Origin of the sequence: Paracoccus sp. SY (assembly GCF_002901215.1) — a bacterium.
GTDB classification, from domain to species: domain Bacteria; phylum Pseudomonadota; class Alphaproteobacteria; order Rhodobacterales; family Rhodobacteraceae; genus Paracoccus; species Paracoccus acridae.
This window is the reverse complement of the sequence record NZ_NWMQ01000062.1, coordinates 1-11,974: the sequence shown is the minus strand read 5'-3', so window position 1 is coordinate 11,974 and position 11,974 is coordinate 1. Positions and strand designations below refer to the sequence as shown.

At 63.8% G+C, this 11,974-nt stretch carries 10 protein-coding genes; 2 read left to right on the top strand and 8 right to left on the bottom strand.

Translation table 11 applies throughout. From position 1 onward, the window contains the following. Positions 1-228: 228 nt before the first annotated feature. Positions 229-1,131: a LysR family transcriptional regulator gene (locus CK944_RS20265; RefSeq protein ID WP_192877793.1), complete on the bottom strand. Its 903-nt coding sequence runs from the start codon at positions 1,129-1,131 to the stop codon at positions 229-231. Between the two features lie 51 nt (positions 1,132-1,182). Here CK944_RS20265 and CK944_RS20260 point away from each other — a divergent pair, with 51 nt between their 5' ends. After that, on the top strand, positions 1,183-1,551 hold the full coding sequence (locus CK944_RS20260; protein WP_239986183.1) for a nuclear transport factor 2 family protein: 369 nt from the start codon (positions 1,183-1,185) through the stop codon (positions 1,549-1,551). Next, positions 1,551-2,330 carry an SDR family oxidoreductase gene (locus CK944_RS20255; protein ID WP_103174874.1) on the top strand — a complete coding sequence of 260 codons (780 nt, stop codon included), beginning with the start codon at positions 1,551-1,553 and terminating at the stop codon, positions 2,328-2,330. Before CK944_RS20260 ends, CK944_RS20255 begins: the two co-directional genes overlap by 1 nt. Positions 2,331-3,046: 716 nt before the next feature. Here the strand turns inward: CK944_RS20255 and CK944_RS20250 are convergent. From CK944_RS20250 to CK944_RS20225, 7 genes are all read right to left on the bottom strand, one after another. Then, positions 3,047-3,784: a DUF4336 domain-containing protein gene (locus CK944_RS20250; protein WP_103174873.1), complete on the bottom strand. Its 738-nt coding sequence runs from the start codon at positions 3,782-3,784 to the stop codon at positions 3,047-3,049. Then, positions 3,785-4,762 (bottom strand): SDR family oxidoreductase, encoded by a 978-nt coding sequence (locus CK944_RS20245; RefSeq protein ID WP_103174872.1) that lies wholly within the window; start codon positions 4,760-4,762, stop codon positions 3,785-3,787. It lies immediately after the preceding gene. 276 nt (positions 4,763-5,038) lie between these two features. After that, complete coding sequence (locus CK944_RS20240) at positions 5,039-5,710, bottom strand: TetR/AcrR family transcriptional regulator (RefSeq protein ID WP_146038728.1); 672 nt, start codon at positions 5,708-5,710, stop codon at positions 5,039-5,041. A gap of 396 nt (positions 5,711-6,106) precedes the next feature. Next, complete coding sequence (locus CK944_RS24110; RefSeq protein ID WP_229665488.1) at positions 6,107-6,238, bottom strand: putative transporter small subunit; 132 nt, start codon at positions 6,236-6,238, stop codon at positions 6,107-6,109. A 10-nt stretch (positions 6,239-6,248) separates the two neighbouring features. Further along, the gene (locus CK944_RS20235; RefSeq protein ID WP_205049122.1) at positions 6,249-7,772 is read right to left on the bottom strand and encodes a sodium:proline symporter; all 1,524 of its coding nucleotides are present in this window, start codon (positions 7,770-7,772) and stop codon (positions 6,249-6,251) included. A 768-nt stretch (positions 7,773-8,540) separates the two neighbouring features. Next, entirely contained in the window at positions 8,541-10,184 is a 1,644-nt protein-coding gene (locus CK944_RS20230; RefSeq protein ID WP_103174869.1) for a glycerol-3-phosphate dehydrogenase/oxidase, read from the bottom strand. Between the two features lies 1 nt (position 10,185). Next, positions 10,186-11,703 (bottom strand): FGGY-family carbohydrate kinase, encoded by a 1,518-nt coding sequence (locus CK944_RS20225; RefSeq protein WP_103174868.1) that lies wholly within the window; start codon positions 11,701-11,703, stop codon positions 10,186-10,188. Positions 11,704-11,974 lie beyond the last annotated feature (271 nt).

Here is an 11,974-nt window from a genome sequence, read left to right as displayed (position 1 = left end):
GTCAGCAGGGCAAGGATCGGGTCGCGGCGGGTCATCTTATAGAGTTAGACGAAGCCGAGGGCGGTTTCCTTCCAGCACGGGTGGAAAAATCTGACACCCTGTTTCTTGAACAGCCGATCACCGACGGCGGGTGTTCAAAGGCCGTGGCGGAAATGCCCGGCAGAACGGGCTGAAGGCAGTGGCGGTGGCCGAAGCGACACCAATGGCTGCTCGGAAGCCACCGGAGGATCACCCCGTTCCAATCCGTGCAGCCCCGTTTCGCGCCATGGCCAGGAAAGCCGCAAAGCCCGCTGACGGATTGCGCCGTCCCGGATAGTACAGACTGAAGCCGGGTCGTGGCGGGGTCCAGTCCTCCAGCAGGCGGATCAAACGACCGGCAGATATATCTTCGGCGACATCCTGTTCGATGAAGAAGCCGATCCCGGCGCCGTCCAGAACAGCGGCGCGGGCAATCACGGCCTCGTCCAGCGTCAGGCGACCCTTGGCATCGACCTGCACCACCTCGCCGTCCTTCTCGAACTGCCAACGAAACAATGCGCCGTTCGGCAGCCGGACGCGAATGCAGTCATGCAGCGGAAGATCAGCAGGCGTCAGCGGAATGAAATGGGCGGCGACCCAGGCAGGAGAGGCGACTACGGCATGGCGCTGCGGCTTCCCCAAGGACAGCGCGATCATGTCGCGGGGCACGAGAGAGGCAGGCCGCACGCCCATGTCAAAGCCTTCGGCCACGATATCGACCAGGCGCCCTTCCGTCACAAGGTCGATGTGCATCTCTGGATAGCGGCGCAGGAAGGCCAGCACCAGCGGCGTGATTTCCCGTCCGCCTTGAACAGAGGCGTTGATGCGGAGCAGACCCGTCGGCGTCTCGCGTTGAGAGCGGGCGCTGTCCATCGCCACACGGATTTCGGCCAGGGCCGGGGCAATTCTTTCGACGAAATCCCGTCCCGCGTCGCTGAGCGACACGCTGCGGGTGGTCCGGTTGAACAGCCGCACCCCCAGGCTGGCTTCAAGCCGTGCAATGGCATGCGAGAGTGCCGTGGTCGACATGCCCAGATCAAGTGCCGCTGCACGAAAGGATCCCCGACGCGCAATGGCCAGCACGGCCTCCAACCCTTTCAGCCCGGCATCCATGATTGTCCCGATCCAGTCATCACCAGATGCCGATCTATCCCGATTATCCCGATGGCCGTCGAGCTTTATGTTCCCGTCACCAGAAGAAGGAGCAACCTCATGCGCTTGCCTGATCCGATCCAGACCTATTTCGACGCCCAGTCACCACAGGACAAAGACACTCTTGCCGCGGCTTTCACGCCGGATGCCGTCGTGCGTGATGAAGGGAATATCCATCGCGGCCCCGATGACATCCGCAGATGGTGGTGGGAGGCCAAGCAGAAGTATCGCCATCATGCCGAACCGTTGGACGTGGCCGAAGCCGCGGGCAAGACTGTGGTCCGCTCCCGGGTCAGCGGCGACTTTCCCGGCAGCCCGGCGATCCTGAGCTTCACCTTCCGCTTGGCAGGTGACCGCATCGCTGAACTGGAGATCGGCTGATGACCGGTTTCCTGACGCTGCAGGGCAAGCGCGCCCTGATCACCGGCGGCACCCAAGGCGCGGGCGCGGCCACGGTGGCGCTGTTCCGCGAGTTGGGGGCAAAGGTCCTGACCACTGCCCGCAACCGACCCGAAAACCTTCCGGCAGAGATGTTTGTTGCCGCCGACCTCACCACCACACGGGGATGTGAGACAGTCGCCGATGCCGTGCGAAGTCGCATGGGCGGCCTGGATGTCATGGTCCACATGCTGGGAGGCTCCTCCGCGCCCGGCGGCGGCTTTGCCGCCTTGGACGAGGCGGAATGGCAGGCCGAACTGAACCTCAACCTGTTGCCTGCCGTACGCCTGGACCGTGCGCTTGTGCCGGCAATGGTGACGCAAAGTGGCGGCGTCGTCATCCATGTCACGTCCATTCAGCGCCTGCTGCCCCTGCCTGAAGCGACGACCGCCTATGCGGCAGCAAAGGCCGCCCTTTCGGTCTACAGCAAAAGCCTGTCGAAAGAGATCTCGCCCAAAGGGGTGCGGGTGGTGCGCGTGGCTCCGGGCTGGATCGAGACGGACGCCTCGATCCGGCTCGCAGCACGAATGGCAGAACAGGCGGGCACCGATCTTGAGGGCGGCAAGCGGATGATCATGGACGCCCTTGGCGGCATCCCCATGGGCCGCCCATCGAAACCCGACGAAGTCGCCAGCCTGGTCGCCTTTCTCGCATCCGATCGCGCGTCAACGATCACCGGCACGGAATATGTGATCGACGGAGGCACTGTGCCAACGGCATGATCCGGGAAGTCCGGCAGGCGAAGACGGCATGGCTGCGGCAACAAACGGGCGCTCCGGGGAGGCGCCGATCCGATGCGGTGGCTCTGAACAGCAGCCAGGGCAGCAATGCCGCCCAAGCTCGCGTCGCACACGGGTCATTCAACAAGCAGCCTCTACAACGGGCCTGCCTCGGACCTTGTCCAGGGGGAAAGCGCCCTATTCCCCATACTGCCGCGTGAAGATCCGGCCGACATGCTCCATGGCCGAGGGGAGTGCGCCTTGCCAGAAGATCCAGTCATGGCCGCCTTCGCTGACCCGGAAGCGATGCAGGATTCCTGCCTGATCCCAGGATGGGCGTGAAGCCGATGCGGCTGATCACGGATGATGCGGAGATGCGCTGCGTCGCGTCGTCGTAGGCGATGACGACCTTGTACGGCATATGCCTTGTACGGCATATGCCTTGTTCGAGCGCATTCCTGATCGAGAGGCATGACGATAACCAAGCGATTCTAAAATGAACTGGGGTGCAACTGGAAATGTACTATCGACAAACGATAGCAACCTTTGATTGCTCCCTTCGAGGCGCAAAGAAGCAGCTTTTCTCGGCTGCCCGCCGTCCCTCTGGCCCGCGCGACCGCGTCGGCTTCCGGCGAAGGGCGCGGGTTCGCCCCGTCAGATCATCAGATCCGGAGTCGCCTTGACGATGGCCCCTGCCACCTGACCTGCTGCCCTGGGACTCAGCCCGTCAGCCAGCGCAGCGAGCGTTCCAGCGAAGAGGCGGCATCATGGTCGAACCAGCGGCCATGGGCGAAGATCACGCGGTCCGGGCGGATGGCCACCAGGCGTCGCCCTTCCTCCCTCGCAGGTTGCCCGGCCAGCTTGACGACCGCGCGCAGATAGGCCGGGGCGTGGCCGTGGGGGGCTAGGATGCCTGCGGCTGCCGCGAAGGGCCGCACAAGAAGCGGCAGCTTGTGCCGTTCCAGGTTCAATACCAGATCCACCAGGATCAGGGTCCGGCTGCGGCGGTGATGCAGCGCGACCTCGCAGAACCCTGCCGCCCCGTGGACGGCAATCTGCTCCAGATCGGACGGCCAGCCGGGGGAGAGGTCGTTGCCCAGGTCGTGGTCCAGCCGCAGGCCCGCCTTCCTGACTTGGCCCCGCTTGCGCAGGCCCGGTGCGGCCCAAGTGACGGCATCCGGCAACTGCTGCTGCCAATCCTTCAGGAAGGTCCAATGGGCGATGTTGGGCGCCACGAGGTGGCGGATCGGACCGATCTCCTCGATCTGGCGCCGCAGGTCGACGGTGAAACGCGATGGCGAATGGACCATCATTTCGCCCGATTGCAGCCGGACGACCGTTGTCCTGACCGGGATCGGGATCAGGCCCATGGCCTTCATCGGGCCGCTGTCGACAATCCAGATGTCGTCGGCGACTGGCTTCAGGACATCAAGGGGTGGATAGGTCACATCTGCCATCTATCGTCGCCTCCGCAGCGCCACGCCCGCCACCGCAAGCGCCCCCAGCCCAAGCGCAAGGCCGGTCAGCGCGCTTCTCTGCGCCGGAGAGCGCAGCCCACCGTCGATGCCGCCGGCCTTGTGCGGTGGATGAAACAGGTTCCCGCTGCCGGTGGCGGCGCGCGGCGCCCGGCGAAAATACGATTCCAGAAACAGCGCCATCGCCCGAGTTGTCAATTCCGGCGACACGGCATGGCCTAGTCGGAGCAGGGCCGTGGGCGCCCCGATCATGGTGGTGGGCTTGGGCCGCAGGGCCAGGTCCAGGATGGCCTTCGCCACGCGGCGCGCATCCAGCACCGGCGGCGGTGCCGAAAGCTGTCGGCCCGTGTAGTTCGCGCCGTGGAAGATGCCCGGCGTGTCCACGAAGGACGGATAGACGTCGCAGATGTGGATGTTCTTGTGGTGGACAAGCTCTCCCCTCAGCGCCTCGGAAAAGCCGCGCAGGCCGAACTTGCTGGCGCTGTAGGCCGCGGCGAAGGGTGCCGCCGCAAAGCCACCCAAGGAAATCATGTTGATGAAGACGCCGTGCCCCTGCCGCAGGAAGATCGGCAGCACGGCATGGGCGTCGTTCATGTGCCCGACCAGATTTGTGCGGATGACCTGATGATGGGCCTCAAGCGGCACTTCGTGGAAGGCGCCCACGGCCCCGGTCCCGACATTGCTGACCCAGACATGGATCGTACCGCCGAACCCCACGGCCTCGCGGGCGACCTCTGCCATGGCGGAGGCGTCGGTGACGTCGGCCGCGATGGCGATGGCCCTTGCCCCCAGGTCACGGCAGTCCTGCGCCACCGCCTCGATCGTGTCGCGGTCCCGCGCGACGACGACAAGGCAGGCGCCTTGCCGGGCGAAGGCTTCGGCGGTGGCCTGCCCAATGCCGCTGGATGCTCCGGTGATGACCACCGTGGAGCCGCTGATCCGTGTCCTCCGGCCGCCCATTCGCGATCCCTTTGCCGTCATTCGCCTTTGAACGGCGGGCGCGGCGGGATGTTCCCGGGAATCATGATCGGCATGGGATCGGGCCGCCGGATCGCATGCAGTCTGCGTGATCGACGCCAAAGCTGCGGTGCCGGATCGGTTCGGGGCCGTTTCGCCGTCACCGCGATCCATCCCGATGCGGTCAAGCCTGCTGCCCCCCTAGGGACAGCCGGTGGTTCCTGGACCCGCACGCGCACCGAAGGCCGCCACCCTCGGATGCTGAGGTCGGTGAACTGCCTACCGCTCAGGCTTGGGGGGCGCTTCTGGTGCTGGAGGAAGGGTATCTGGCGATGTGGATACCTGCTTGAACAACCTTGCAATGAACAAGCGTATCGCGGTCAAGGCTGCATCCTGGTCACTGAGGCCCGGCGACCAGCGGGTCAGGTCACCCAGCATCATCTTAGTAATGATCCCGAAGACATATGTATGAAGCATGGCGCGTAGTTCAGCCAGATCTTCATCCTGATCCAGATATCCATCCTGCTGTGCGCGCTGGAGGAGTTTGGCGACAAGGTCGTGGATCGACTGCTCGTATCGGCGCAGGTGAGGATTCTTCTCCCACAGTTCGACAGGTATCTTCGCGATAATCCGGAATTCGTGAGAGTGAAGCCGGGCCCATTCGATATATGCAACGGCCGTCTCCTCCAGCTGGCAGACGGGCGAGGAGGACGAACAATTGGCGATACGATGAATAATCGTATGCAGAAGCCGTTGCAGCGCTACATCAGCCATGGCTCCAAGAAGGCAATCCCGATCAGGGATGACAGCTTTCAGCGTTTTCCTTTCGATCCCCAACCTCTTGGCAACATCCTTGAGACGGGGCAGCTCGCCCGTTTCGGCCGCGAGGTCGCTCGCTGTGCTGACCGCAGCCGACAACAAATGCTGACCCGGCCGAGAGGTGAAAGTCATGAGATGTAAGCTGATGATCGAGGAAAAGGTTCCCTTGCGTCTTATAAGACGCATTGTCTGCGATCAATCATTGCTTGGCCGACAGTCAGACGAAGAACGCATCCCCCAGGGGCGCGACAGATCGTGGTGAACCGCTTGGCGCCCATCGGGCAAACAGTTCACCGACTGTTTGCTGACCCTTCTCACCCTGGATCGGGCCCTTGAGCCATGACGGCTCTCGGCGGCATATCCGCCGTGCCGCCCCGGCCGGGAAAGGAACACCATTGCAACAGGATAGCTGCCTCGATTCCTTGAAGGTTCCAGCCCTGAGCCGAGTTCGGCCCTGCATCGGCTTCAGCAGGCGCATGACGCCGGATGTGGGATGCGCGCCTTGAGCCGGAACCTTTTCCATCACGCCTAGATCATCGTCCGGCCTTCTTTTCGCGCCTCGAGCATTTCTCCCAGGAAAGCGCGCGAAATGACGGCGAGCACGGCGAAAACAATCACTGGCCATACCAGCAGATAAAGGGTCAGAAAGATGGTGGGCACGAAAGCCTCCTCAGGTTGCAGCTTGGGATTCGTCGAAGCGGCCGGTTTCGGCCGCGATGCGGGCGAAGTCGAACCGTTCGCGCCCGGCCAGAGAGATTGCGACACACAGCACGGTGCTGACCGCATAGGCCAGCAGCGAGGCGGTCAGAACCGGATACTGGTGCAGGAAACCCATGCCTAAGGGCAGGACGGCAAGCGCTGCGACGAATGCTGTCGCGATCCCGGCTCGCAGGCCGAAAAAGCCAAATGACATGAGCCCGGCGATCACCCCCACGCCGATGACGGCGAAGAAGTCGGACACCGTTGCGACCGGCCCACTAAGCGTGACCCAGCCGAAGCGTACAGGGAAGAAGACGGCCAAGGCCGCCAGCACCGCGATGGTGAAAGCCTTGTTGGTCACCCTGCCCCAGTAGAAGCTGGCAATGACCGGGAAAACAAGCGCGCCCCAGATCGCACCCACAAGGACCAGCAATTCCAGGATGTTGAGCCGGTTCGAGGCAATATACGTCGCAGCACCCGTGGCCACGATCATCGTGATCCGGCCGATCAGAAGCATGAGTTTCGGGTTTGCGCTGCCGGGTTGGGCGATGTTGCGGCCATAGATGTCGGTCATCACGATCGACGATAGCGCCGACAGGTCGCTGTCGGCCGTCGAGGCCATGGAACCGACCACCATGATGAAGAACAGGCACAGAAAACCCACGCCCAGATAGGATGCAGCCAGCTGGGGGATGAGGTTGTTGACGTCGCCATCCATGGGCTCGAGGCCAAGATAAAGGGCCAGAACCCCCAGCATCCCGACGCCGATCACCGTGGCGCCATAGCCTATGGTTGCGGTCACGAAGGTCTGCTTGATCTTGTCCTGGCGGACGGCGAACAGGCGCTGCGCGATGGTCTGGTTACCGATGGCATAGGCCAGGACCGCGGCGATATAGGGCGCGCCCTGGTTCAGGAAGGCGTCCGATGAGAAGAAGCTTTGCTGCTGCGGGGTCAGGTTCACGGCTCCTGTCTCGAAGATCGCCGGACCGCCCGCGGCAAAGAACACGGCAGGCACGATGATGACCACCGCCCCCAGCATTGCGCAGACCTGCACGAAGTCGGTCAGGATCGAGGCACGGATGCCCGACCACAGGGTATAAAGCAGCACGCCCATCGCGATCAGCAGGATCCCGGTCGAGAAGGACAAGGGCGACAGCATCGCGATCAGCGCGCCGCCGGCGATGAAGTTCGAGGTGAGGCTGAGAAGGCTGCCGAGGATGTTCGATCCCGCAAGGATCAGCTGACTCGACCGGCCGTGACGCACATGCAGGATCTCGGCCAGGGTATGGGCGCGCGGCGCAAGGCTGCGGATGCGGCGCCCGAAGGGATAGATGAACAGGATCATCAGGGCCCCCCAAAGCCCGTAGTGGATCGGGCCCGAAATCCCGTAGGTATAGCCCGCTGTCGCGGAAGCGTAGAGAGAGGATGCCCAGATCCAGGTGGCGGTCATGGAGGCCGCCGAGATACCGAAGGCAACACGGTTGCCTGCAGTCATGTAATGGTCGGCATTCTCCTGCTTTCGTCCAATCGAGAGGGTGATGAGGAATGTAACGCCGAAAAAGAGGGTCAGAAGAAGAAGGGTGAGCGGTGTTCCCAATTGCTGGATCTGCATAGCACCTTTGCCAGTTGTTGCGATCGCACGGACCAGTGCAGGCGCAATCGACCGGAGGCCCGGCCGCACCTGATGAACCGCGTATTTTTCAGGTTGCTCCGCATGTGCCGAAAGGCTGCGAACCAACGAAGGGCATCGCAAAAGATATCGCCGATGCTCTCGAGGGATCAGAAGATCACCGCCGCGCACCATAACGTGACAGGCTTTCTATGCAACCCCTGGGCCGATTTGGCTCCGTGCCGGCTTGTTGTCGCGCCCTTGAAGCAGTGCCGCGAGATGCGGCGGAGGCCGGACTTCCACTGTAATAAGAACAGGTTGCAAGCAAGTTGAGATGTCCTTGGCTGCGCAAGGTAGAAGTGTCGCGGCGAGGGCAACAGGGCGCAGCCTGACCGGGCGAAGACCACAGGCATCTGGCCGACAAGCGCACCAAGCTTCCGATGACGCGTATCAAGCTGTCCCACAGCCGGGCCTTCCTGTTGCGCGCCTATGAAACCCCGGTCGGCACGATCCTAGGCGTCCTTGGTTCGCTGATCTTCCCACGGCTTCCCTATAGGTCTGCGGCGCCATTGCACGGAGAGACTGTCGGGTCGGGAACGTCCCCGGCATCGTCAGGGCATCCGGCGTGATCTGCCCGCAGCGGATGGGCCGCGCCTATGACAGCCGCACCCCGTGCCGGCTGGCCAGCATCGTCCGGGTATCCTGCAATTCCTGTTCGATCTGTGCATCGCTCCAGTTCAGCGCCCTCGCGCAGACCTGCGCGATGCTGTTCAGATCGCGCCCTGACAAATGGCCGGTGATGGCAAGCGCAGTTCGCCGCATGACCAGATCGGACAGGTGTTGAACGCGTTCATTGCGTGCCAGCCAGTCCAGCTCTGGAAGGGAATAATCGGCATCCTGCAGCATCATCGGGTTCCTGCCCTCAGCGACCAGTATCGATGCCGCGGTGGTGCCATAGCGCGCCAGCAGTGTCGCCGCGCGCGCGGGTTCCGACCCGCTTGCGGCGACAACTTGCCGGATCCAGCCCTGCTGATCCTGGGGATAGTCCCGCCCGCCCCCGATTGGGGCAAGCCTGGTATCCTTTTTCCGCGTCTCGCCCAGACGGGACAGGATCACATCGGCCACTTCCTCTGCAAAGCCCCGGAATGTCGTCCACTTCCCCCCGACAAGCGAGATGATCGGCCAGTGTCTCGTGCCGGTTGGCTCGGCAACGGGGGCAGAATGGTCGCGGCTGATCAGACCGGGGTTTGACGCATCGGATGCCGGCAAGGGCCGGATGCCGGAATAGGTATAGACGATCTGGTCCCGATCGAAGGCAAGGCCGGGCAGCAGGCTTCGCAACGCGCCAAGGAAATAGTCGATCTCGGCATCGTTGCAGACGACATTGTCGGGATCGTCGTCGCGGGTATCCGTCGAACCGACAAGCGCCCGTCCAAGGTAATCGTAAACAAGGCAGATCCGGCCGTCGTCGGCCTCGAAATAGATCATCCGGCCCTTCAGGGTGGCGATCAGTTCGGGATGGTCCAGCAGGATATGCGAGCCCTTCGTGCCGCCGATCAGCCTGGATGGCGACCCGAGTGCCGCATTCACCCGGTCGATCCACGGCCCCGCGGCGTTGACCACCAGCCGGGGGCGCAGCACCTGCTGCCCCTGCCCCGTCGCCAGACGCACCGTATCCCCGTCGGTCGCTTCCAGCAGGGCATGGTTCCAGGCCTGCGATGCCGGATTGGCGCGCATCCCCTCGGCCAGCAGTTCCCAAACCAGCCGTTCGGGCAAGGTGACACAGGCGTCGTAATACTGCCCTGCCGCGACGATCCGGGGGGTGATCGGCGGAATCTCCCGCAGGGTTTTCTTGCGCGACCAAAGCTGGTGGCGCGGCATGACCCGGTGGCGACGGCCATAGAAGTCATACATCGCCAAGCCGGTCTTCATCAGCACGGCCCCCCGGCTGCGCGGCGCCGTGGTGGATCCCAGAAGCGTCCGCAGGGCTGCCGTGGCACCCTTGAACCACGAGAAGATCGGGATCACCGTCGGCAGCGGGCGCACCAGATGGGGGGCATTCTTCAGAAGCAGGTTCCGCTCCAGCGTTGATTGCGCGACCAGCCGCAGCTCGCCGGTTTCCAGATACTTTATGCCGCCATGGATCAGCCGCGACGGCGCGGCCGAGGTGCCGCCGCCGAAATCGCCCTTGTCGGCGATGACGCAGGTCAGTCCCTGTTCGCAAAGGTCGCGGAACAGCCCGGCGCCGTTGATCCCCGCCCCAAGGATAAGGACGTCGATGTTCTGGATATGGGTCATGTCATGTCCTTGAAAGCGCCTCGATGCGTGGCCAGACCGGGGACAGCGCGTCAACAAGTTCGGTAAAGACCTGATAGCGGCGCGACAGATCCGCGCTCCGTTGCGGGTCGGGTCGATAGGTGGTCGTCAATCGCGCCAGGTCGCGCGGATCGTGACGGGGGCTGTCGAACAGGCCGACGCCCGATCCCGCGCACAGGGCAGCACCCCAGGCAGCCGCCTCCTCGGTGTCGCTCACGCTGACGGGCATGCCCAAGGCATCCGCAAAAAGCTGCGCAAAGACCGGGCTGCGAGAGATCCCGCCCGTCAGCCGCACGGCATCGGGTGCAAAGCCGTCGAGCAGGGCATCGACGTGGTGGCGGTGGTTGAAGGCGATCCCCTCGACCACGGCCCGCAGCATCTGGCCGCGCTCGTGCCAGCCGTGCAGCCCCAGGAACCCGGCACTGGCATGGGGGCCATGCGGCGATCCGAACAGGAACGGGTGGAAGATCACCGATGAAGGCTGGGCCATCGCGGCCTCGATCTCGGAGATGATCTCGGCATGGAAGGTTCGGCCCTGCGCTTCGGCCGCACGACGCTCGCTGCCGCAAAGCCGATCCAGAAACCAGTCATAGTTCGCGGCCGAGGCCGGCGAGATCGACATCGCGTTCCATTCACCCTGCCGCAGCCCGTTGCGGCAGAACCATCGCCCATCGACGCGCGGCTGCAAGGTGACGGTCTCGTTGATGGAATAGGTGCCCGCGACCACGGCCACGGTGCCTGCGGCATACCCCCCTGCCCCCAGGGCCGAGGCGGTCACGTCATGCAGTCCGGCAACGACAGGCGTCCCCTCGCGGAGCCCTGTCACGGCGGCAGCGGCTGCGCTGATGCCGCCGATCACCTCATTGGGCAAGGCGATCGAAGGCAATGCATCCGACAGGGCGGCAAGGCCAAAGAGGGAAAGGATGTCCGGGGCAAAATGCTGTGTGCGGACATCGGTGAACGAGGTGCTGGCCTCGGTCAGGTCGGTGCCTATCCGGCCGGTCAGGCGATAGGTCAGCCAGTCCTTGCAGGCAAGGACATGGCGGATCCTGCCGAACCGTGCGGGATCATTGTCGCGGATCCAGGCCAGGATGGCCGACGGAGCAGAAGCATGAGGCGTCTGGCCGGTCCGGTCCAAGGCTGCTTCAGCGGTTCCGTCGCGCAGCCATTCGTCGGCCAGATCGCCCGCACGGCTGTCCAGCGACAGGATTCCCGGTCCCAAAGGCCGCGCATCCCGGTCCAGCAGATAGAGTCCGTCTCCATGGGCCGTGGCAGCGACCGCAACGATTTCGGAGGCGGGTCGTCCGCAGGTGGAAACGGTCTCGGCAATGGCAGCGGCTGTCTGGGACCACAGCTCGTCCATGTCGCGCTCGACGTGCCGCGGCTGCGGCATGGCCTGCGCGACACGGCGCCGGGCAGTGGCAAGCACCCGCCCGGCTTCGTCGAAGATCACCGCCTTTGTCACGGTCAGACCGTTGTCGATTCCCAGCAGAAGCGCCATCTCATCAATTCCCGTTGGCACATAAGGCCATCCTGTCTTGGCCAGCGGCAGTCACGTCCCCGGCCGGGATGAACCGATACACGATGTTGCGGGGATCAAGAAAGCCGTCACGCCGCAATCCGCCATATCGGCCGGCTGCGCAGCGTCCAGGCTGTTTCATTGCTGGTCATCACGCCCTCCCACCTCGCCGCCCTGGCAACCGAGTCAGGCCCGCGGTCCGAAGATCGGAAAAATTTGTGATGCTGCTTTTTCCCCTTGCAAGTTGGGGATT

Excerpts from the sequence above, each read along its gene's own strand:
- CK944_RS20230 (WP_103174869.1), bottom strand. The coding sequence starts at position 10,184 with ATGACCCATATCCAGAACATCGACGTCCTTATCCTTGGGGCGGGGATC.
- CK944_RS20255 (WP_103174874.1), top strand. The coding sequence starts at position 1,551 with ATGACCGGTTTCCTGACGCTGCAGGGCAAGCGCGCCCTGATCACCGGC.
- CK944_RS20235 (WP_205049122.1), bottom strand. The coding sequence starts at position 7,772 with ATGACTGCAGGCAACCGTGTTGCCTTCGGTATCTCGGCGGCCTCCATG.
- CK944_RS20245 (WP_103174872.1), bottom strand. The coding sequence starts at position 4,762 with ATGGGCGGCCGGAGGACACGGATCAGCGGCTCCACGGTGGTCATCACC.
- CK944_RS20260 (WP_239986183.1), top strand. The coding sequence starts at position 1,183 with ATGGCCGTCGAGCTTTATGTTCCCGTCACCAGAAGAAGGAGCAACCTC.
- CK944_RS20250 (WP_103174873.1), bottom strand. The coding sequence starts at position 3,784 with ATGGCAGATGTGACCTATCCACCCCTTGATGTCCTGAAGCCAGTCGCC.
- CK944_RS20240 (WP_146038728.1), bottom strand. The coding sequence starts at position 5,710 with ATGACTTTCACCTCTCGGCCGGGTCAGCATTTGTTGTCGGCTGCGGTC.
- CK944_RS20265 (WP_192877793.1), bottom strand. The coding sequence starts at position 1,131 with ATGGATGCCGGGCTGAAAGGGTTGGAGGCCGTGCTGGCCATTGCGCGT.
- CK944_RS20225 (WP_103174868.1), bottom strand. The coding sequence starts at position 11,703 with ATGGCGCTTCTGCTGGGAATCGACAACGGTCTGACCGTGACAAAGGCG.